The following is a 21,461-nucleotide window of genomic DNA, read 5'->3' on the forward strand; positions in this document are numbered from 1 at the left end:
CTGGCGAGAAGTAGGGTCAAACCCGCGCGACATCTACCCGAAACCACATGGCTGTGGTTAACCGTCCCCTGTGGATGACGGGTTGCCCCGGGAGACCCGCGGCGTTAGGTTCGGCGTCTACCGAGGTTCCGTGCTGATGGCCGGCGACCACGTCTTGGGGGATTCATGCGACAGCATCTTTCTGTCTTCGTTCCCTCATGACCTGCACAAACAGGTCGAATGACGGTCGCGGCGATGTTTTTCGGTGGGCTTTTCCACAGGACCAGACCATGGTTCACAACTTGTGGATAGAGCTGTGGACGGATCATGACACTCGATCAGCAACAACCCCGATGGGGAAGGTGGACAGCAGTGGAGACGCCCTCCGACGCCGGACAGCACGACGAGCTGGCCCAGGCGTGGAAGCGCATCGTGGCCGACCTCCAGCCCAGTCAGCGCGCCTGGCTCTCGGCGTGCGTCCCCGAGGCGATGCACGGGACCACCGTCCTGGTCGCCGTCCCCAACGACTTCACCCGCAACCAGCTCGAGGGCCGGCTGCGTCCTGAGCTCGAGGACGCCCTGTCGAGCGCCTTCGGCCAGGAGATGCGGATCGCGGCGATCGTGAAGCCCGAGCTCGAGGACCTGCCGCCCGAGCCGGCCGCGCCCGTCGTGGAGCCGACGCCCGTGGCTGTCGATTCGACGATCAATCAACACATCGATATGTCGACAAACATCGGGAGCAGCCTCGGGGGAGTGCAGCTCCCGCCGCCGCGGCACGAGGCCCCGTCGACGTCCGAGCGCTCCACCACCGAGAGCCGGCTCAATCCGAAGTACACCTTCGAGACCTTCGTCATCGGGTCGTCCAACCGCTTCCCGCACGCGGCGGCCGTCGCCGTCGCCGAGGCACCCGGGCGGGCGTACAACCCGCTGCTGGTCTACGGCGAGTCCGGCCTGGGCAAGACCCACCTGCTGCACGCCATCGGCCACTACGTCCGCAGCCTCTACAACGGCGCGAAGGTCCGGTACGTGAGCTCGGAGGAGTTCACCAACGAGTTCATCAACGCGATCCGCGACGACCGGCAGGACCGGTTCAAGCGCAAGTACCGCGACATCGACGTGCTGCTGATCGACGACATCCAGTTCCTGGAGGGCAAGACCCAGACCCAGGAGGAGTTCTTCCACACGTTCAACACGCTGCACAACGCGAACAAGCAGATCGTGCTGACCTCCGACCGGGCGCCCAAGCGACTCGAGGCGCTCGAGGACCGGCTGCGCAACAGGTTCGAGTGGGGCCTGATCACCGACGTGCAGCCGCCGGACATCGAGACCCGCATCGCCATCCTGCGCAAGAAGGCCGCGATGGAGCGGCTCAAGGCGCCGGCCGACGTGCTGGAGTTCATCGCCAGCAAGATCCAGACCAACATCCGCGAGCTCGAGGGCGCGCTGATCCGGGTCACGGCCTTCGCGAACCTCAACCGCCAGGAGGTCGACATGACCCTGGCCGAGATCGTGCTCAAGGACCTGATCCCCGAGGGCGGCGACCCCGAGATCACCGCGGCGCTCATCATCGGGCAGACTGCGGCGTACTTCGGGCTCGACATCGCCGAGCTCACCGGGCCCTCGCGGGGGCGTCATCTCGTGATGGCGCGCCAGATCGCGATGTATCTGTGTCGCGAGCTCACCGACGACTCCCTGCCGAAGATCGGCAAGCACTTCGGCGGACGCGACCACACCACGGTCATGTACGCCGAGCGGAAGATCAACCAGCTGCTCAAGGAGCGCCGCGCGGTCTTCAACCAGGTCTCCGAGCTCACCAACCGGGTGAAGATGCAGGCCCGACAGGCGTGACTCAGGCCTGATCGAGGTTGGCGATCAGCCCGTTGAGCTGGTCGCGCAGCGCGGTCGCCTCCTCCAGGGTGATCCGCATCGCAGAACCGAGCCGCGCCGGGATCTCGGCGAGCCGCTTCTCGAGCTCCCAGCCGGCACCGGTCAGCTCGACCAGCACGCGCCGCTCGTCCTCGGGGTCGCGCTCGCGGCGGACCAGACCGGCCGCCTCGAGTCGCTTCAGCAGCGGTGTCAGCGTGCCCGAGTCCAGCCGCAGCTCCGTGCCCAGGTCGCCCACCGACATCGGCTCCTCGCGCTCCATCAGCACCAGGACCACGAGGTACTGCGGGTACGTCAGGCCGGTGCCGTCGAGCAGCTCGGCGTACCTCCTCGTCACCGCGCGGGTGGCGGCGTAGAGCGGGAAGCAGAGCTGGGCGTCGAGCTTGAGCTGCGGGTAGGAGGTCATAACACGCCGATTCTACCTCTTGCATCATTCGATTGTGCACAATATGGTTGCTGACATGACGACTCCTCTCTACACCGCCTCCGCCGCTTCGACCGGGGACGCCCGCAACGGCCACGTCCAGTCCACCGACGGGATCCTCGACCTCGACGTCCGGATGCCGAAGGAGCTGGGTGGCGCCGGTGGTGCGACGAACCCCGAGCAGCTCTTCGCCGCCGGCTACGCCGCCTGTTTCCACTCCGCGCTCAAGCTGGTCGCCGGCCGTGCCAAGGCCGACGCCACCGAGTCCGAGGTCGTGGCGGACGTCTCGCTCAACGACAACGGCCAGGGCGGGTTCCAGCTCTCCGTGCAGCTCGAGGTGACCATCCCCAACGTCGACACGGCGACCGCCCAGGAGCTCGCCGAGCAGGCGCACCAGGTCTGCCCGTACTCCAACGCGACCCGTGGGAACGTCGACGTCGTCCTCACCGTCAACTGACCCACGACGCGGATCTCGTCCACCAGCCTGTGGACAACTCGCACCAGAACAAATGAATTACACGGTGGTGAGATGCGGGGCGGCCGCGGTCGGGGTCACGACAACTGGTGATCCCCCACAGCCGCCCTCGCGTCTCCCCAGCTGAGTGCACACCCCCTGTGAACGAGCTTCGCTCCGTACCACCTGCGGAAACGTCGCCCCTCCACAGTTTCCACCGACGCTATTACTCACTCTGAACCACACACATGACGATCGATCGCTGAACTCCTCCGGGCCCCTTGCCTGTGGATCACGAATCACACGCCAACCCGCCTCTGACGCGCGTGCGGCCGACATGGCAGGATGCAGGTCCCAAGCACCACCGACTCGCAAGGACTGGTCTCAAGTGAAGTTCCGCGTCGACCGCGACGTGTTCGCGGATGCCGTCGCCTGGGCTGCCCGCAGCCTTCCGGTCCGGCCCAGCAGCCCTGTTCTCTCCGGCCTCCTCATCGAGGCCGGCAGCGAGGGATTGATGCTGTCGACCTTCGACTACGAGACCTCGGCGCGGGCGACGCTCAGCGCGGATGTCGTCGAGGAGGGCAAGTCGCTGGTCAGCGGTCGCATGCTCGCCGACATCAGCCGCGCTCTTCCCGCCGGCAAGCAGATCGACTTCGCCATCGACGGCGCCCGGGTCTCGCTGACCTGCGGCTCGGCGCGCTTCACCCTGCAGACGATGCCCGTCGACGAGTACCCGACGCTGCCGGAGATGCCGAGCGCGACCGGCACGGTCGACAGCGGCGAGTTCGCCAAGGCCGTCAGCCAGGCCGTCACCGCCGCCGGCAAGGACGACATGCTGCCGGTGCTGACCGGCGTCCGGATCGAGATCGAGGGCTCCACGATCTCGCTGCTGGCCACCGACCGCTTCCGGCTCTCGCTGCGCGAGCTGTCGTGGAACCCGCGTACGCCCGACGAGACCGTCGCCGCGCTGGTGCCCGCGAAGGTGCTCGCCGAGACCGCCAAGTCGCTCACCAACGGCTCCGAGGTCACGATCGCGCTCTCCTCCACCGGCACGGGTGAGGGCATCATCGGCTTCGAGGGCGCGGCCGCCGGCGGCGTGCGTCGTACGACCACGCGCCTGCTCGACGGCGAGTTCCCGAAGGTCCGCAGCCTCTTCCCGAACGAGCACCTCACCACCGCGGTCGTCGACCGCAAGGAGCTCATCGACTCGGTCAAGCGCGTGGCCCTGGTCGCCGAGCGCAACACCGCGGTCCAGATGGCCTTCGCCGACGGCCAGCTCACCCTCGACGCCGGCTCCGGCGACGAGGCGCAGGCCTCCGAGGCGATCGAGGCCACCGTCAACGGCGAGGACCTCACCACCGGCTTCAACCCGCAGTTCCTGCTCGACGGTCTGACGGCCCTCGAGCAGGACTCCGTCGAGCTGGCCTTCACCCAGGCCTCCAAGCCCGTCGTCATCAGCGGGCGCGACGAGGAATCCACCGCTCTCGGATTCCGTTACCTCCTGATGCCGCGCCGCCTGCTTTCTTGACCCCGCGGTCCTCCCCGGAGATCCCGGCAGGAGGGCACAACGAACCTCGAGAGGATCTGTTCCATGGACATCGGACTCATCGGCCTGGGCAAGATGGGTGGCAACATGCGCACCCGTCTGCGCAACGGCGGTCACACGGTTGTCGGCTACGACCGCAACCAGGAGATCTCCGACGTGGCCTCGCTGGCCGAGATGGTCGAGGCGCTGCCCTCGCCCAAGGTCGTCTGGGTGATGGTGCCAGCCGGTGACCCGACCCGCTCGACGATCGCCGAGCTCAAGGAGCTGCTGAGCGAGGGCGACCTCGTCGTCGACGGCGGCAACTCGAAGTACACCGACGACGCGATCAACGCGGCGTCGCTGGCCGAGAAGGGCATCGGCTTCGTCGACTGCGGTGTCTCCGGCGGTGTCTGGGGCCTGCAGAACGGCTACGCCCTGATGTACGGCGGCAAGACCGAGGACGCGGAGAAGGTCATGCCGGCCCTGCTCACCCTCAAGCCCGAGGGCGAGGACGGCCTCGTCCACTGCGGCCAGACCCCCGGTGCCGGCCACTTCTCCAAGATGGTCCACAACGGCATCGAGTACGCGATGATGCAGTCCTACGCCGAGGGCTGGGAGCTGCTCGAGAAGGCCGAGATCGTCGAGAACGTCCCGGAGATCTTCGCCTCGTGGCGCACCGGCACGGTCGTCCGCTCGTGGCTGCTCGACCTGCTCGTGGACCAGATCCGGGCCGACGAGCACCTCGACAAGATCCGCGGCTACGCCGACGACAGCGGCGAGGGCCGCTGGACCGTCGAGGCCGCGATCGAGCACGCCGTCCCGCTCCCGGCCATCTCCGCCTCGCTCTTCGCCCGCTTCGTCTCCCGCCAGGAGGACGACTACGCGATGAAGGCGATCGCCGCGATGCGCAACGGCTTCGGCGGCCACGCCGTCAAGGGCGAGTAGCTCCCGCACCGGCGAGCCACCACGCCGTTGTACGTCTCACACCTGTCTCTGCACGACTTCCGCTCCTACCCGAGCGCCGAGGTCCCGCTGGAGGCAGGTGTGACGGCATTCGTGGGCCGAAACGGCCAGGGCAAGACCAACCTGATCGAGGCCATCGACTACCTGTCGCGGCTCCAGTCGCACCGCGTCGCGAGTGACGCGCCGCTGGTGCGCGCCGGTGCCGAGCAGGCGGTCGTCCGGGCGGCGGTGGTCCGCGACGGGCGCACCGCGACCCTCGAGATCGAGATCAACCCGGGCCGGGCCAACAAGGCGCGGATCAACAAGTCGCCGCTCCCCCGCACGCGCGAGCTGGTCGGCCTGGTGCGCACGGTCGTCTTCGCGCCCGACGACCTGTCGCTGGTCAAAGGAGACCCGTCGGATCGCCGGCGCTTCCTCGACGACCTGCTCGTGCTCCGCTCCCCCAGGCTCGCCGGCGTGCGCGCCGACTACGACCGGGTGCTCAAGCAGCGCAACTCGCTGCTCAAGACCGCCCGCTCCGGGGGGCGCCGGGCCCCGGACGAGTACCTCACGTCCACCCTGGCCGTCTGGGACGACCACCTCGCTCGCACGGGGGCGGAGATCCTGGCCGAGCGGCTCGCCCTGGTGGAGGCGCTGCGGCCGTACGTCGGCAAGGCCTACGAGACCGTCGCGCGCGGGGCCACCCGCGAGGACGCGCGGATCGAGTACCGGCCGAGCTTCGAGCTGATCGACGAGGACGGCCTGCGGCCCTCGACCCAGGAGGGACTGGAGAAGGCGATCCTGGCCGAGCTCGCCCGGCGCCAGCGCGACGAGCTCGATCGCGGCGTCTCCTTGGTCGGCCCGCACCGCGACGACCTGCTCTGCACCCTGGGGCACGCGGGCGGGCAGCTGCTGCCGGTGAAGGGATATGCGAGCCATGGTGAGTCGTGGTCGTTCGCGCTCGCGCTGCGGCTCGCGTCGTACGACCTGCTGCGCGCCGACGGCGACGACCCGATCCTCATCCTCGACGACGTCTTCGCCGAGCTCGACGCCGAGCGTCGCGAGCAGCTCGCCGCGCTGGTCGCCGGCGCCGAGCAGGTGCTGGTCACCGCCGCGGTAGCCGAGGACGTGCCGAAGGCGCTGGAGGGTGCGCGCTACCGGGTCGCCGGAGGTGAGGTGACGCGTGAGCAGTGAGGACACCCCGGAGGAGGAGCTCCCCGCGAAGCCCGAGGTCGAGCACGACCCCGACGGCCTGGAGCTGGCGCGCGCGTTCACCCGCGCCGTCGCGAGGGTCGGCGGGAAGCCGGCGCGACGCCGCTCCACACCCGGCGACAGCAAGTGGAAGCCGCGCAGCGGCAAGGGCCGGGTCTCCGGCGCGCACCCCGACGAGCGCGACCCGCAGACACTGGACGCGACCATGCGGCGGCTGGTCGGCGACCACGGCTGGGACCTGTCTCTACGGGTGCACGGCGTCTTCGGTCGCTGGCGCGAGATCGTCGGTGACGAGATCGCCCAGCACTGCGATCCGGAGTCCTTCGCCGACGGCAAGCTGGTCGTGCGCACCGACTCGACGGCCTGGGCCACCCAGCTGCGACTACTCGCCCCCACCCTGGTGCAGCGGCTCAACGAGGAGCTCGGCCACGGCACCGTGACGGTCATCGACGTGCTCGGACCGAACGGCCCGACGTGGAAGAAGGGGCCCCGCTCGATCCGGGGTGCCCGCGGTCCGCGCGACACGTACGGCTGAGCGCTCCCATCGCGTCGCCGAGGCTTCAGATCTGGCGATCTGACGGCCTCAAAGACGTATAGGGACTCGGACGAGGCCCCAAAAGGGCCGCGAAAGTGCCAAGAAACGGCGCACAGGGGCATTTTTCGCGCCACTTCGGCAGTTCTCGGGAGCCAGACCGTTTCGTAGAGGGCCCTGGCGGGTAGACTGACGCCTGGGTCGACCGCCGAAAAAAGGTGCTGCGTCGACCCGTTGCATGCCCTGCACCCCATCACCAGAGGTGAACGTGTCCCAAGATGCCCCCACCCCGCCCAACGGCGTCGAGTACGACGCCTCGGCGATCCAGGTCCTCGAGGGTCTGGAGGCGGTCCGCAAGCGACCGGGTATGTACATCGGCTCCACCGGCGAGCGCGGTCTGCACCACCTGATCTGGGAGATCGTCGACAACTCCGTCGACGAGGCCCTGGCCGGCTACTGCGACACCATCAAGGTCACCCTCAACGCCGACAACTCCGTCAGCGTCTCCGACAACGGTCGAGGCATCCCGACCGACACCGCGCCCGGTCAGGACATCCCGGCGGCGACGCTGGCACTGACCGTGCTGCACGCGGGCGGCAAGTTCGGCGGCGGCGGCTACAAGGTCTCCGGCGGTCTGCACGGCGTCGGCTCGTCGGTCGTCAACGCGCTGTCGACGCACCTGAAGCTCGAGATCAAGAACCGTGGGCACCTCTGGGAGCAGGAGTTCAGCCTCGGCGTCCCGGACTACCCGCTGCGTCAGGTCCGCGCCCTCGAGGACGGCGAGCAGACCGGCACCACGGTGACCTGGTCGGCCTCCCCCGAGATCTTCGAGACGACCGACTACAGCCTCGAGACGATCTCCACCCGCTTCCGCGAGCGCGCGTTCCTCAACAAGGGCCTGCGCATCGAGCTGCGCGACCAGCGGCCGCAGGCAGAGGAGATCGCCGCGGCCGTCGGCGACGACCTCGACGCGGACCTCGACGCCAGCACCCCCGCCGAGGACCAGATCCACGCCAGCGGCACCGGCCTGGAGCAGGTCTTCTACTACGAGCGCGGTCTGGTCGACTACGTCGACCACCTCAACAAGCGCCGTACGCCCCTCTCCCCGATCATCTCCTTCGAGGCGGAGACCGGTCCCGAGGCGCCGAACGCGATGAGCCTCGAGCTCGCGATGCAGTGGCAGTCGTCCTCGTACAACGAGTCGGTCCACACCTTCGCCAACCTGATCAACACCCCCGAGGGCGGCACCCACGAGGAGGGCTTCCGTGCGGCGCTCACCTCGCTGATCAACCGCTGGGGCGAGGAGTGGGGCCTGATCAAGAAGAAGGAGGACAGGCTCACCGGTGACGACATCCGTGAGGGCCTGACCGCCATCATCAGCCTCAAGATCTCCGAGCCGCAGTTCGAGGGTCAGACCAAGGCCAAGCTCGGCAACACCGAGGCCAAGGGCTTCACCCAGTCGGTCGTCAACGACCAGCTCGGCGCCTGGCTCGAGCAGAACCCGAACGACGGCAAGGAGATCATCCGCAAGGCGATGGCCGCGGCCACCGCCCGGATCGCGGCCCGCAAGGCCCGCGACCTCGCCCGTACGCGCAAGGGCGTGCTCGGCGGCGGCGGCCTGCCCGGCAAGCTGCGCGACTGCTCCTCGCGCGATCCGGAGGAGTGCGAGGTCTTCATCGTCGAGGGTGACTCGGCCGGCGGCTCGGCCGTCATGGGCCGCGACAACCGGGTCCAGGCGATCCTCCCGATCCGCGGAAAGATCCTCAACGTCGAGAAGGCGCGTATCGACAAGGTCCTGGCCAACCAGGAGGTCCAGGCGATCATCTCGGCGCTCGGCACCGGCGTCCACGACGAGTTCGACCTCGCCAAGCTGCGCTATCACAAGATCGTGCTGATGGCCGACGCCGACGTCGACGGCCATCACATCAACACCCTGCTGCTCACGCTGCTCTTCCGCTTCATGAAGCCGCTGATCGAGGCCGGCCACGTCTACCTGGCCCAGCCGCCGCTCTACCGGATCAAGTGGAACAAGCCGCACGAGCACGAGTTCGTCTACTCCGACGCCGAGCGCGACGCGATGCTCGCCGAGGGTCAGGCCAACGGCAAGAAGCTGCCCCGTGAGGCGTCGATCCAGCGGTACAAGGGTCTGGGTGAGATGAACGCCGACGAGCTGTGGGAGACCACGCTCGACCCCGACCAGCGCGTGCTCCTGCAGGTCACCCTCGAGGACGCGGCCCAGGCCGACGAGATCTTCTCCATCCTGATGGGCGAGGACGTCGAGCTCCGCCGCTCCTTCATCCAGCGCAACGCCAAGGACGTTAGGTTCCTCGATATCTGATGAGTGAGATTCCGCTTCCTCCCACCGGCGGTCGGGTCCAGCCGATCGAGCTGCAGACCTCCATGCAGCAGTCCTACATCGACTACGCGATGGCGGTCATCGTCGGGCGCGCGCTGCCGGACGTACGCGACGGCCTCAAGCCGGTCCACCGGCGCGTGCTCTACGCGATGTACGACGGCGGCTACCGCCCCGACCGTGGCTTCAACAAGTGTGCCCGCGTCGTCGGTGACGTCATGGGTAACTACCACCCGCACGGCGACTCGGCGATCTACGACACCCTCGTACGTCTGGCCCAGCCCTGGGTGATGCGCAACCCGCTGGTCGCCGGGCAGGGCAACTTCGGCTCGCCGGGCAACGACCCCGCGGCCGCCATGCGTTACACCGAGTGCCGGATGGCGCCGCTGGCCATGGAGATGGTCCGGGACATCGACGAAGAGACCGTCGACATGATCCCGAACTACGACGGCAAGACGCAGGAGCCGACGATCCTGCCGGCGCGTTTCCCGAACCTGCTGGTCAACGGCTCCGCGGGCATCGCGGTCGGCATGGCGACCAACATCCCGCCGCACAACCTGCGCGAGGTCGCCGAGGGCGCCAAGTGGGCCCTCGAGAACCCCGAGGCCACCCGCGAGGAGCTCCAGGACGCGCTCATCGAGCGGATCAAGGGCCCCGACTTCCCCAACGGCGCGATGATCGTGGGCCGCTCGGGCATCGAGCAGGCCTACCGCACCGGCCGCGGCTCCATCACCCAGCGCGCGGTGATCGAGGTCGACGAGGACAAGTCCGGCCGCACGATGCTCGTCATCACCGAGCTGCCGTACATGGTCAACCCCGACAACCTGATCGTGAAGATCGCCGAGCTCGCCGACGGCGGCCGGGTCCAGGGCATCTCCGAGGTCCGCAACGAGACCTCCTCCCGCGTGGGTCAGCGCATCGTCATCGTGCTCAAGCGCGACGCGGTGGCCCGAGTGGTGCTCAACAACCTGCTCAAGCACACCGAGCTGCAGACCAACTTCAGCGCCAACATGCTGGCGCTGGTCGACTCGGTGCCGCGCACGCTCTCGATCGACCAGTTCATCAGCAACTGGGTCACCCACCAGATCGAGGTCATCCGCCGGCGCACGGAGTTCCGGCTCCGCAAGGCCGAGGAGCGCGCCCACATCTTCCGCGGCCTGGTCAAGGCGCTCGACGCGCTCGACGAGGTCATCGCGCTCATCCGCCGCTCCCCCGAGGTCGACGACGCCCGCCAGGGCCTCATCGCGCTCCTCGAGATCGACGAGCTGCAGGCCAATGCGATCCTCGACATGCAGCTGCGTCGACTGGCCGCCCTCGAGCGCCAGAAGATCATCGACCAGCTCGCCGAGATCGAGATCGAGATCGCCGACTACCTCGACATCCTCGCGCGTCCGGAGCGTCAGCGCTCGATCGTGATCGAGGAGCTCGAGGGCATCGTCGAGAAGTACGGCGACGAGCGCCGCTCGCAGATCATCGCGGCCGAGGGCGACCTCTCCATGGAGGACCTCATCCCCGACGAGGAGCTGGTCGTCTCGATCACCCGCGGCGGGTACGCCAAGCGGACCCGCGCCGACCAGTACCGCACGCAGAAGCGCGGCGGGAAGGGCGTACGCGGTGCCTCGCTGCGCGGTGACGACGTGGTCGAGCACTTCATCTCCACGACCAACCACCACTGGCTGCTCTTCTTCACCACGGCCGGCCGGGTGTATCGCACGAAGGCGTACAACCTGCCGGAGGCGTCACGCGACGCCAAGGGCGGTCACGTCGCGGGGCTGTTGAGCTTCCAGCCGGACGAGAACATCGCCCAGGTGCTCGCGATCCGGGACTACGAGCAGGCCCCGTACCTGGTGCTGGCGACCCGCTCGGGCCTGGTCAAGAAGACCCGCCTGGGGGACTACAACTCCCCGCGTCAGGCCGGCGTCATCGCGATCAACTTCCGCGAGGAGGACGACGAGCTGATCGGTGCCGAGCTGGTCAACGACGAGGACCACATCCTGCTCGTCTCGCGCAAGGGTCAGGCGATCCGCTTCCCCGCGGGCAACGACCAGCTGCGTCCGATGGGTCGCGCCACCTCCGGCGTCACCGGCATGAAGTTCCGCGAGGGCGACTCGCTGCTGTCCATGTCGGTCATCCGCGCCGAGGACGCCGCCGCCGAGGACACGGAGCAGGCCTCCGACGAGGTCCAGTACGTCTTCACGATCACCGACGGCGGCTTCGCCAAGCGCACCAGGATCTCCGAGTACCGGCTGCAGTCGCGCTCGGGTCTGGGCATCAAGGCGATGGCGCTCGCCAACGAGGACCGCGGCGGCCTGGTCGGCGCCTTCATCGTCAAGGACGGCGACGAGGTCCTCTCGATCACCACCGGCGGACAGGTCGTCCGATCGCCCATCAACGCCGACTTCCGGCCCACCGGTCGCTCGACGCAGGGCGTGAAGTTCGTGTCGCCGAAGAAGGGCGATGCCGTCGCCGTGGTTGCCCGCTCGGTCGAGGCGCGTGACGAGGACGAGCTCGACGAGGATCTGGTCGAGGGCGAGACCGGTGCTGAGGTCGCGGCGGAGGCCGAGGTTGGGCCGGATGCAACAATCGAGGCCAACGAGACGCCTATCGAGGGAGCTGACGGCTGATGACGGAACGTCCCAGCACCGACACCGGTCGGGAGGACACCGCCGTACGCCCGCTCACCAAGCGCGTGCAGGAGAAGCTGGCCGCGGCGGCCGAGGAGGCTCGTCGTAACGCGACGGCCCCCACGGTGGCCACGCCGGCCGCGGCCACCCGCGGCCCGCGCCGCGCGCGGCTGCGGCTGACCCGGATCGACCCGTGGTCGGTGATGAAGACGGCGTTCCTGCTCTCGGTCGCGCTCGGCATCGTGATGATCGTGTCCGTGGCGATCGTCTGGGGCGTGCTCTCGGCGGCCGGCGTCTGGGACTCGGTCAACCGCACCGTCCAGGACATCGTGGGCAGCGAGTCGAGCACGTTCAACGTCGAGGACTACCTCGGTACGTCGCGGGTGCTCGGGTTCACCATGGTCGTGTCGGTGATCGACGTGGTGCTGCTGACCGCGGTCGCCACGCTCGGCGCGTTCCTCTACAACATGGCCGCCGCGCTCATCGGCGGCATCGAGGTCACGCTCGCCGAGGACAACTGAGCGTCGATTTCATCGATCCGGCGGGTCACCGGTAGTGTTTCACCTCGGTTCGGCCAACGGGGCTTCCACCCTGAGGCCGGGCCACCCGCGCCTATAGCTCAGACGGTTAGAGCACCACACTGATAATGTGGGGGTCGGAGGTTCAAGTCCTCCTAGGCGCACGGAACGGCCCCGGACGCGAACACGCGGACCGGGGTTTTTCACGAGAGGACGACGATGAAGAAGCTGATCCTGATCGCTCTGGCCGCGGCCGGCGTCGTTGTCGCGAAGAAGCGACTCGACCAGAGCAAGGCCGAGCAGGCCGCCTGGTCCTCGGTCGTCGACAAGGTCTGACAACTCAACACGGGGAATTAGCTCAGCTGGTAGAGCGCTGCCTTTGCAAGGCAGATGTCAGGGGTTCGAGTCCCCTATTCTCCACCACGTGAAACCGCAGGTCAGCCTGCGGTTTCTGTCATTTCGGGCTGCTCCCCCGCGGACCCTGCGGGTGGCCGTACGCGCGCGTGACGGTGGCGACGCGGACCTCGTAGTCGCGGTACCAGGCCTGCTGGCCGCGGGTCTGCCCGACCAGGTGCTCGGCGACCTGCTTCCAGCCGGCCGCGGCGGCGTCGTCGACCCAGTACGAGACGGTGATCCCGAGGCGCTCGCGGGCCGACTCCATGCCGAGGTAGCCGGGCTGTTGCGCGGCGAGCTCCTCCATCCGGGCCGACATGACGTCGTACCCGTGGTCGCCGTCGGTGCGCAGCGACGTGAAGATGACCGCCGTGTACGGGGGCTCGGGCGTCGCCGCGATGCTCATGCGGTCAGCGTACGAGCCGATCGAGCGCGGTGGGTGCTGGCGAGGAGCGTGGAGGGGAGGCGGACCAGGGCCACCACGAGCTGGAAGGCCCACACGACGGTCTGCACGACGAGAAGGAGCAGGACGAGAACGAAGCCGATGAGAATCTGGATCACACCCCTATTCTTCGGCCCCGTTCAAGCAGACTTCAGTCCGGGGTAGACATTAGTCTCGAATGAGGTGTTCCTGCGCCCTCACTGCCGGGTCGTCCACCCGTCGGTGAGCAGGTCGGCGAACTCCATCGGCGGGACCGGCTTGCTCACCAGGTAGCCCTGCATCGCATCGCATCGCAGCTCGGCGAGGAAGCGCTGCTGCGCCTCGGTCTCGACGCCCTCGGCGGTGACCGAGATGCCGAAGGCGCCGCCCAGGGCGATGGCCGCGCGGACGATCGCCTCGTCGCTGGACTCGGCGAGCATGCCGTCGACGAACGAGCGGTCGATCTTGAGCGAGGTGACGTCGAATCGGCGCAGGTACTCCAACGAGGAGTAACCGGTGCCGAAGTCGTCGATCGCGATGGTGACGCCGAGGTCACGCAGCCCACGGATCACCCGGATCGTGGTCTCGACGTCCTGCGAGAGCTGGGACTCGGTCAGCTCCAGCTCGAGCAGCTCCGCCGGGAAACCGGTGCGTGCCAGCGTCGCCTTCACCCAGCCGACCGGGTCGGGCTGGAGGAGCTGCGCGGCGGAGATGTTGACCGCGATGGACAGCGGCGCCAGGCCCTCGTCGAGCCAGGCGCGGCCCTGCCGGCAGGCCTCCTCGAGGACCCACTCGCCGATCTGCAGGATCATCCCCGACTCCTCGGCGACCGGGATGAACTCGGACGGTGGGATCGGGCCGCGCTCGGGGTGGTTCCAGCGCAGCAGCGCCTCACAGCCGGTGACCGTGCCGCTGGCGAGGTCGACCTTCGGCTGGAAGGCGAGCCACAGCTGGCCGTCGGCGGCCGCGGTGCGCAGGTGGGTCTCCATGTCCGTGCGCCGCTGTGCCTCCTCGGCCATCACCGGCGCGAAGACCCGGAACGCGCTGCGGCCGGCGGCCTTCGCGTAGTACATCGCCATGTCGGCGTTGTCGATCAGCTCGGCGCCGCGGAGCCCGTCGCGCGGGTAGAAGCTGACGCCGATGCTGCCGGTGAGGTGGATCTGCCGCTCCTCGACCACGAAGGGCTCGCTGAAGGAGTCGACCAGCCGCTGCGACATCTCGTGGATGTCCTCGTACCGGTGGACGAGCGGCGCCAGGATGACGAACTCGTCGCCTCCCATCCGCGCGACCGTGTCCTCCAGGCAGACCAGCGCGCGGAGCCGGTGCGCGACGGCCTGGATGACCTTGTCGCCGTACGGGTGGCCGAACCCGTCGTTGACCACCTTGAAGCGGTCGAGGTCGAGATCGAGGACCGCCACCCGGTGCCCGCCTGCGGCCGCCTCCTCGATCGCGCGGCCCAACTCCTCGTGCAGCAGGCTGCGGTTCGCCAGGCCGGTCAGGGCGTCGTGCGTCGCGGCGTGCCGAAGCTGCTGCTGGAGCGCGACCTGCTCGTCCATCGACACCGCGACGCCGACGTAGCTGTCCCTGCCCTCGTGCAGGTAGGGGCGACCCGTGAAGAAGTACGGCTTGCGGGTGCCGTCCTTGCACAGGAAGCCGGCGGAGACCTGACCGTGGCCCCGGACGAAGATGTCATCGATGGCGGATCGGACCTGATCCTGCTCGTCGGCTCCGAAGAACTCACCGGCCGTCATGGTGGCGAGCTCCTCGTCGGAGTAGCCGGTGATCTCGCGGAACGTCGAGTTCCAGCGCAGCATCAGGAGGCTCTCGCGATCCACGTGGTAGAACGCGCCGGGGATGGAGTCGATGAGCGCGTCGGCGTAGTCGACCGCCGCCCCGAGCTTGCGCTCGTTCTCCCGCTCCGCGGTCACGTCGCGTGCCGTGCCGACGGTCAGCGGTCCTGACGGGTCGGACCCGGGCGGCAGGGTGTAGCCCCGGATGGCGAGGGTGACGTAGATGCCGTCGTCACGGCGCAGCCGGTACTCGTCGATCCAGGCCACGCCCGGCGCGGCGGCCTCGGAGTCCAAGCGCGCGTGGACGTGTGTGACGTCGTCGGGGTGCAGGCGGGCAATGAACGCCGACAAGGTACCGGCCGCGAACATCTCGTCGAAGCCGAGCGTGTCCCGACAGGGGGAGGCGTGCCACACCAGGCGGCCATCGCCGTATCGCTCCCAGACCGACTCGCCGGCGACCAGGACGAGCGGGTCGAACAGCTCGTTGTTCACCATGCGGTTCTCCGAGGACAGGGTGGGGGGCCCGACGGGCCATCTGGTCATGAGGTCCTATCGGCCGGCCGCGGGTCGATCGAAGTCTCACCACCTGTGAGTGCCACAGCGGCCGGCGGGTGCGGGACCGGTGCATGATGGTCGCGTGCGCGCCGTACGTCGGATCCTGGCCATCGTCGGCGCCGTCGCGCTCGTGGTGGGACTGCTGGCCGGGGTCGCCGATCGCCAGCTGCTCGACACGTCGCGATTCGTGACGCACGCCGACCGGGTGCGTCAGGACCCGGCGGTCGCGCGCCACCTCGCCGAGGCGCTCAGCGATGCCCTCATCGAGGAGCAACCCGACCTGGTGGCCGTCCGACCGCTGCTGGAGGGCACCCTGCAGGGCGTCGTCCGCAGCCCGGCGTTCCGGCCGCTCTTCCGGACGGCGGTCGCCCCGCTGCATCAGGCGCTGACGGGCCAGGCGCCTCCGACCCTGGTGCTGCGCCTGGCCGACCTCGGCGCCGTGCTCCTCGCGGTGGTGCGTCCGGTGCTGCCGGATGAGGCGGTCGAGCGACTGCCGACGGACCTCGAGGTCAGGCTGGCGCGTCTCGGCTCCGGCGATCCGAGTCGGATGACGGTCAGTGGCCTGCGCACGGTGCGGGTGCTCAGCTGGCTGGGTCCGCTGGTGAGCCTGCTGTGCTTCGCCGGCGTGGTCGCCCTGGCCCGGGGCCGGCGGAGCTCGGTGCTCGGCGGAGTGGGGATGACGATCGCGGCGTCGGGCGTCGCGCTGGCCCTGCTCGGCGTCGTCGTCTCCTTCCTCGCGGCGCGAATCGTGCCGGACACGCTGACCGGCTCGCTGGTCGCGGCCGGGTGGCGGCAGCTGGCGGGTCCCTTGCGGGACACCGCCTTGATCGCGGCCGGTGCCGGGTACCTGCTGGCCGTCGCCTCGCGGAGGCCGGTGCTCGCGGGACTGGTCTCGGGGCTGGGCGCCGGTGCCGGTGCCTGGCGGGGCTGGCTCGCCACGGTGCGCTGGGCCGACCTCCCGGTCCGCGCGCGACTGAGCGTCGCCAGTGCGGCGACCATCGTCGGGGTCCTGCTCGTCCTGGAGCCGAGCGCGATGCTCACCGTGCTGGCCATCATCGCCGGAGCGGTGATCGGGCTGCACGGCGCGGTGGCCCTCGCCCGGATCGCGGGTGGCGCGATCACCACGTGGGCGCACGCGCACGGAGCTGTCATGCCGGGTCGTGGCGCCCAGGCCGGTGGTCCGCCGCGGTTCGGCGTCGTGGCGGCGGCGACCCTCGCCCTGGCGCTGCTCGTGGGCCTGGTGGTGTGGAACAGCGGCGGCAGCACGGCGGCGGGCTCGCTGCGCACGGCCGACCCGACCGCCTGCAACGGCTCACCGCAGCTCTGCGGGCGCCGCTACGACCAGGTGTCCTTCCCCGCCACGCACAACTCGATGGCGGCCGCCGACCAGCCGGGCTGGTTCCTTGCCGAGCAGCCGAACGGTCTCCTCGACCAGCTGGACGCGGGGATCCGCGGGTTCCTCATCGACACCTGGTACGGACAGGCGACCGAGCGCCCCGGCGTGGTCGCCAACACCGAGGACCACCAGGCCGCCGCACTGGCCGAGGCCGAGCGGGAGTGGGGAGCGGACGTGGTCGCGAGCGTGCTGCGGCTGCGCCAGGCCGCCCGGCTGGTCCCCGAGGGACCGACGTCGGCGTACCTCTGCCACGCGCTCTGCGTCCTCGGCTCGACCGCCTGGGAGCCCTTGATGGCGCAGATCCGCACCTGGCTCGACAGCCATCCCCGCGAGGTGATCACGTTCATCCTCCAGGACGAGGTCTCGCCGGCGACCACGGCTCGGGTCTTCGCGGACGCGGGGCTCCTCCCCGAGGTGTACACGCCCAGCGGCGACGGTGCCTGGCCCACGCTCGAGCAGATGATCGACTCCGGCCATCGCATCGTGGTGATGGCCGAGAACCAGGGTGGCGGCGAGCGCTACCCGTGGCTGCTGCCCGCGTTCGAGGAGGTCCAGGACACGCCGTTCAACGCCCGCCGCGTCGGAGACTTCAGCTGCCGGCTCAACCGCGGACCCGCGACCGCGCCCCTCTTCCTGGTCAACCACTGGCTCAACCGGCCGCTCCGGGTGAGCGCCTCGCGTGAGGCCAACAGCGACGCCGTCCTCGGGGCCCGGCTCGACACGTGCCGGCAGGAGCGCGGGATGCTGCCGAACTTCGTCGCGGTCGACAACTACGACCAGGGCGATCTCCTCGGACAGGTCCGGCGGCTCAACGGGCTCTGAACGCGTCGGTTTCGCCTAAGGTGGCGACCATGACCAAGCGGTGGGGCATGGGGCTCGTCGCGCTGGGGCTGCTGGCACCCGTGCTGGCAGCGTGCGGACACGACCCGGTGGCCGCGCCCACGCCGACTCCGTCGGCGAGCGCGAGCGCTGCACCCTCGTACGACCCCGCGCTGCCGACCGCGCAGGCGGTGCTCGCGCTCGTCCCGCACGACGCGACCACGCTGAGCATCACCGACTTCGACCAGGTCAGGGCCCAGTACGGCGCCGAGCCCGGTGACCCCGGCTTCTGGCAGGACGCCACCAGGCACTCCCCGTTGCTGAGCACCGGGATGCTGCGGCCCTACGCCCGGCAGCTGCACGGCTTCGGGCCCGACGACGTCGCCTGGGAGGCGCACTACTCCGGCGCGGACGCCGCCTCGACCGGCTGGGTGCTCGCCTTCGGCCCGCATGCCGACATGGGCGCGGTGCAGAAGGCCGTCGCCGTCGGGATCGGACCGCTCGCCGGCGCAAAGGTGGACGCCACGGCCCGGGTCGTCACGAGCAGCCCGCTGGCGCCCACCGATGCCGGCTGGACGGATCTCGCGGCGCTGGTCACCGGGCCCGAGGCGGAGTCGACGTACGTCGCCCGCGGCTGCCTGCCCGGCGACACCCAGGGGCAGCGGCTCGAGCCGCTCGACGCGTACGCCGTGAGCTTCGGCCAGAGCCTGGCCACCGCCTACCTCGGCGCGGACCGCGACGACCTGTTCGTACGGATGCGGCTGGGCCAGGGCGTCGCCGGATTCCGGGCGGCGTTCACCCACGGCGCGGCCGACCCCGGCACCGGTCGGATCGGCTACACGATGACCGACCCGGTCGACGCCGCCCAGCAGGCGCTGCGCAGCAAGCTGCCGTTCGCGATGTGCGCCGACTGACGGTTCGGTCCCGTGCGGTGCTGCGACGTACCCTGACGGGGTGTCGACCGACCCCGCGCCCGTGCCCCCGAAGTGGTGGAGCACCCGCCTGTGGGGCCTGCACGCGCTCGGCACCGTGGTCGTCGTCGTCACGATCCTGCTCGGCTGGTGGCAGTGGAGCGTCTCGCAGGGCCACAAGGACGAGAAGAGTGCCGCGCTCGCGCATGCGACGCCGGTCCCGCTGAGCGACGTCTTCGGCCACAACGACGCCTTCCCCGGCGAGGAGACCGGTCGTCCGGCGGTCCTCGAGGGCACCTGGCTGCCGGAGGGCACCGTCTACGTCAGCGGCCACCAGGACGGCTACTGGGTCGCCACGCCGCTGCGCATCGACGCCGCCTCCGCGATCTACGTCGTGCGTGGGTGGACCGCCGATCCGGCCACGGCACCCGCTCCCCCCACGGGCACCGCGAAGCTCGTCGGCTGGCTCCAGCCGCCCGAGGACGGTGGGCTGACCGACGACGACCCGGCCGACGCCATGCTCCCCGAGCTCAACATCGCCGACGCGATGAGCCACGTCGGCCAGGACCTCTACAGCGGATACGCCGTCGTCGCCGACCGTGAGGGTGGCTGGCCGGCCAGCGACGCCGCGGTCAACGACGGCTCCACCGGCCTCGAGGCCGCCACGCTCAACTCGCTGCCGCAGGCGAGCTTCACCACCGGTCTGCGCAACGCGCTCTACGCCCTCGAGTGGTGGGTCTTCGCGGTGTTCGCCCTCTACATCTGGTGGCGCTGGGTCCGTGACGCGACCCACCCGGCACCCGCTCCCCTCGTCCCCGACGAGCAGGAGCCGGTGGCCCACGACGTACCCTCTGCCACGTGAAGAAGACGCTGACCGCCTACAAGATCATCGCCACCATCGTGGGCGTCCTGCTGATCGTCCTGGTCGTCATCGGCCTGCCGATGGACCTGCTCGGTGCGGAGGGCTCGACGGTCAAGGACATCGGTGGCTTCATCACCCAGAACGTCGGCATCGCGCACGGCTATCTCTACATGGTCTACCTGGTGGTGACGTTCCTTCTGGCCCGCCAGGCGAAGTGGGACATCCCCTTCGCCATCGTCACGCTGGTCTGCGGCACCATCCCGTTCGCGAGCTTCTGGGCCGAGATCCGCGCCATCCGCGCGGTCCAGGCCGAGCACGCCGACGTCCTCGCCGCCTGACCTCCACCGGGCCTAGAGATAGGCTCGCGGGGTGACTACCGCGATCCTGCACACCAACAAGGGCGACATCCGCATCGAGCTCTTCCCGAACCACGCGCCGGAGACGGTCGCGAACTTCGTCGGTCTGGCGAAGGGCGAGAAGGAGAACTCCGCCAAGGCGCCCGGCGAGCCGTTCTACGACGGCCTCGTCTTCCACCGCGTCATCGACGGCTTCATGATCCAGGGCGGCTGCCCCCAGGGCACCGGCACCGGCGGCCCCGGCTACACGTTCAAGGACGAGCCGCACCCCGAGCTGGTCTTCGACAAGCCGTACCTCCTCGCCATGGCCAACGCCGGCCCGGGCACCAACGGCTCCCAGTTCTTCATCACCACGGCGCCGACCACGTGGCTCAACTTCAAGCACACCATCTTCGGTGAGGTCGCCGACGACGAGTCGAAGGCCGTCGTCGACGCCATCGGCACCGTCCCGACGGGCGCGATGGACCGTCCGAAGGACGCCGTCGTGATCAACACCGTCGAGATCGTTGACTGAGCAACCGACACACGCGGCTGAGTCGCCCGGGGTGCCGGTCTGTTACCGACACCCCGGGCGCGAGTCGCACATCCGCTGCCAGCGGTGCGACCGGCCCATCTGTCCCGACTGCATGACGCCGGCCTCGGTCGGCTTCCAGTGCCCCGAGTGCATCGCCGAGGGCCGCCGTACGGTCCGCCAGCCCAAGCGTGGCTACGCCGCTCGCTCGGCGTTCCGGGCGATGCCGGTGACGTGGACGCTGATCGGCATCAACGTCGCGATCTTCCTGCTGGTCCAGGTCGCCTCCGACGGGGTGCTCTACGACCTGATGCTGCACGCCCGGAGCTTCTGCACGATCCCGGGCGCCACGCTGGTCACCGACCACGCGACCTGCTCGACGCACGGCGGCACGTTCTCCCCCGGCGTCGCCGACGGCGGATACTGGCTGCTGCTGACCAGCGTCTTCACCCACCAGCAGCTGCTCCACCTCGCGTTCAACATGTTCTCGCTGTGGATGATCGGCCCGCCCCTCGAGCAGGGGCTCGGCAAGGCGCGATACCTCGCCACCTACCTGCTGTGCGGGCTGGCCGGCTCGGCGCTGGTCTACTGGGCCGCCGACCCGTACACCCCGACGCTCGGCGCCTCCGGCGCCATCTTCGGACTGCTCGGCGCGCTGATCGTGCTGTTCGTCCGTCGTGGGCTGCCGGTGCAGCAGCTGGTGATCGTCGCCGCGCTCAACTTCTACCTGACCTTCCGCAACGCCGGGATCTCCTGGCAGGCCCACTTGGGCGGCTTCATCGGCGGGCTGGTGATCGGCGCGATCATGGCGTTCACCGCGGACGTGCGCCAGAAGCACCTGCAGTGGTCCGGCCTCGCCGGCGCTGCGGTGCTCCTGGTCGTCGCCATCGTGGTGCGATCGGTCCAGCTGGGCTGATTTCCCACAGGTGTGGAGAGGCCTGTGGATGAAATACACGCGTGTAATTCATCCACAGGGTTATCCCCGGATGTGCAGAACCCC

Annotated in this window: 20 protein-coding genes and 2 tRNA genes; 18 read left to right on the plus strand and 4 right to left on the minus strand. The window is 69.4% G+C overall.

The window, feature by feature from the left end:
• Window positions 1-306 precede the first annotated feature (306 nt).
• A complete protein-coding gene (gene dnaA, locus KSO98_RS16010) occupies window positions 307-1,827 on the plus strand; it encodes a chromosomal replication initiator protein DnaA (protein ID WP_263642879.1) in 1,521 nt (506 codons plus the stop codon).
• Between the two features lies 1 nt (window position 1,828).
• Here dnaA and KSO98_RS16015 read toward each other — a convergent pair whose 3' ends face one another.
• Window positions 1,829-2,269, minus strand: a complete 441-nt coding sequence (locus KSO98_RS16015; RefSeq protein ID WP_308012782.1) for a MarR family winged helix-turn-helix transcriptional regulator — start codon at window positions 2,267-2,269, stop codon at window positions 1,829-1,831.
• A gap of 55 nt (window positions 2,270-2,324) precedes the next feature.
• On the opposite strand from KSO98_RS16015, the gene KSO98_RS16020 reads away from it, so the two are divergent.
• The 11 genes from KSO98_RS16020 (at window position 2,325) to KSO98_RS16070 (ending at window position 12,870) form a co-directional block, all read left to right on the plus strand.
• Window positions 2,325-2,744, plus strand: a complete 420-nt coding sequence (locus KSO98_RS16020; protein ID WP_225286694.1) for an organic hydroperoxide resistance protein — start codon at window positions 2,325-2,327, stop codon at window positions 2,742-2,744.
• A 385-nt stretch (window positions 2,745-3,129) separates the two neighbouring features.
• Window positions 3,130-4,269: a DNA polymerase III subunit beta gene (gene dnaN, locus KSO98_RS16025; protein ID WP_225286695.1), complete on the plus strand. Its 1,140-nt coding sequence runs from the start codon at window positions 3,130-3,132 to the stop codon at window positions 4,267-4,269.
• Between the two features lie 54 nt (window positions 4,270-4,323).
• Window positions 4,324-5,211, plus strand: a complete 888-nt coding sequence (gnd, locus tag KSO98_RS16030; protein WP_225286752.1) for a phosphogluconate dehydrogenase (NAD(+)-dependent, decarboxylating) — start codon at window positions 4,324-4,326, stop codon at window positions 5,209-5,211.
• 27 nt (window positions 5,212-5,238) lie between these two features.
• Window positions 5,239-6,402 carry a DNA replication/repair protein RecF gene (gene recF, locus KSO98_RS16035; RefSeq protein WP_225286696.1) on the plus strand — a complete coding sequence of 388 codons (1,164 nt, stop codon included), beginning with the start codon at window positions 5,239-5,241 and terminating at the stop codon, window positions 6,400-6,402.
• Window positions 6,392-6,955, plus strand: a complete 564-nt coding sequence (locus tag KSO98_RS19000; RefSeq protein WP_225286697.1) for a DciA family protein — start codon at window positions 6,392-6,394, stop codon at window positions 6,953-6,955. The genes recF and KSO98_RS19000 overlap by 11 nt, the downstream gene beginning before the upstream one ends.
• Window positions 6,956-7,190: 235 nt before the next feature.
• The gene (gene gyrB, locus KSO98_RS16045; protein WP_263642881.1) at window positions 7,191-9,290 is read left to right on the plus strand and encodes a DNA topoisomerase (ATP-hydrolyzing) subunit B; all 2,100 of its coding nucleotides are present in this window, start codon (window positions 7,191-7,193) and stop codon (window positions 9,288-9,290) included.
• Complete coding sequence (gene gyrA / locus KSO98_RS16050) at window positions 9,290-11,929, plus strand: DNA gyrase subunit A (RefSeq protein WP_225286699.1); 2,640 nt, start codon at window positions 9,290-9,292, stop codon at window positions 11,927-11,929. Before gyrB ends, gyrA begins: the two co-directional genes overlap by 1 nt.
• Window positions 11,929-12,450: a DUF3566 domain-containing protein gene (locus KSO98_RS16055; protein WP_225286700.1), complete on the plus strand. Its 522-nt coding sequence runs from the start codon at window positions 11,929-11,931 to the stop codon at window positions 12,448-12,450. The genes gyrA and KSO98_RS16055 overlap by 1 nt, the downstream gene beginning before the upstream one ends.
• A gap of 87 nt (window positions 12,451-12,537) precedes the next feature.
• Window positions 12,538-12,611 (plus strand) — tRNA-Ile (locus KSO98_RS16060).
• 55 nt (window positions 12,612-12,666) lie between these two features.
• The gene (locus tag KSO98_RS16065) at window positions 12,667-12,783 is read left to right on the plus strand and encodes a DLW-39 family protein (protein WP_225286701.1); all 117 of its coding nucleotides are present in this window, start codon (window positions 12,667-12,669) and stop codon (window positions 12,781-12,783) included.
• 11 nt (window positions 12,784-12,794) lie between these two features.
• Window positions 12,795-12,870 (plus strand) — tRNA-Ala (locus KSO98_RS16070).
• A 31-nt stretch (window positions 12,871-12,901) separates the two neighbouring features.
• Here the strand turns inward: KSO98_RS16070 and KSO98_RS16075 are convergent.
• From KSO98_RS16075 to KSO98_RS16085, 3 genes are all read right to left on the minus strand, one after another.
• Window positions 12,902-13,246, minus strand: a complete 345-nt coding sequence (locus KSO98_RS16075) for an antibiotic biosynthesis monooxygenase family protein (protein ID WP_225286702.1) — start codon at window positions 13,244-13,246, stop codon at window positions 12,902-12,904.
• Window positions 13,243-13,401 (minus strand): hypothetical protein, encoded by a 159-nt coding sequence (locus tag KSO98_RS16080; RefSeq protein ID WP_225286703.1) that lies wholly within the window; start codon window positions 13,399-13,401, stop codon window positions 13,243-13,245. Before KSO98_RS16080 ends, KSO98_RS16075 begins: the two co-directional genes overlap by 4 nt.
• Window positions 13,402-13,479: 78 nt before the next feature.
• Window positions 13,480-15,546: a putative bifunctional diguanylate cyclase/phosphodiesterase gene (locus tag KSO98_RS16085; RefSeq protein ID WP_225286705.1), complete on the minus strand. Its 2,067-nt coding sequence runs from the start codon at window positions 15,544-15,546 to the stop codon at window positions 13,480-13,482.
• Between the two features lie 142 nt (window positions 15,547-15,688).
• Here KSO98_RS16085 and KSO98_RS16090 point away from each other — a divergent pair, with 142 nt between their 5' ends.
• From KSO98_RS16090 to KSO98_RS16115, 6 genes are all read left to right on the plus strand, one after another.
• Window positions 15,689-17,824, plus strand: coding sequence for a phosphoinositide-specific phospholipase C-related protein (locus tag KSO98_RS16090; protein ID WP_225286706.1), 2,136 nt, complete (start codon window positions 15,689-15,691; stop codon window positions 17,822-17,824).
• 29 nt (window positions 17,825-17,853) lie between these two features.
• Entirely contained in the window at window positions 17,854-18,735 is an 882-nt protein-coding gene (locus KSO98_RS16095; RefSeq protein WP_225286707.1) for a hypothetical protein, read from the plus strand.
• Window positions 18,736-18,775: 40 nt separating this feature from the next.
• Window positions 18,776-19,594 carry an SURF1 family protein gene (locus KSO98_RS16100; protein WP_225286708.1) on the plus strand — a complete coding sequence of 273 codons (819 nt, stop codon included), beginning with the start codon at window positions 18,776-18,778 and terminating at the stop codon, window positions 19,592-19,594.
• A complete protein-coding gene (locus tag KSO98_RS16105) occupies window positions 19,591-19,932 on the plus strand; it encodes a DUF3817 domain-containing protein (protein WP_225286709.1) in 342 nt (113 codons plus the stop codon). The genes KSO98_RS16100 and KSO98_RS16105 overlap by 4 nt, the downstream gene beginning before the upstream one ends.
• 31 nt (window positions 19,933-19,963) lie before the next feature.
• A complete protein-coding gene (locus KSO98_RS16110) occupies window positions 19,964-20,464 on the plus strand; it encodes a peptidylprolyl isomerase (protein WP_225286710.1) in 501 nt (166 codons plus the stop codon).
• Window positions 20,465-20,576: 112 nt separating this feature from the next.
• The gene (locus tag KSO98_RS16115) at window positions 20,577-21,377 is read left to right on the plus strand and encodes a rhomboid family intramembrane serine protease (RefSeq protein ID WP_225286711.1); all 801 of its coding nucleotides are present in this window, start codon (window positions 20,577-20,579) and stop codon (window positions 21,375-21,377) included.
• Window positions 21,378-21,461: the final 84 nt, after the last annotated feature.

This window comes from Nocardioides nematodiphilus (assembly GCF_020216525.1).
Taxonomy (GTDB): domain Bacteria; phylum Actinomycetota; class Actinomycetes; order Propionibacteriales; family Nocardioidaceae; genus Nocardioides; species Nocardioides nematodiphilus.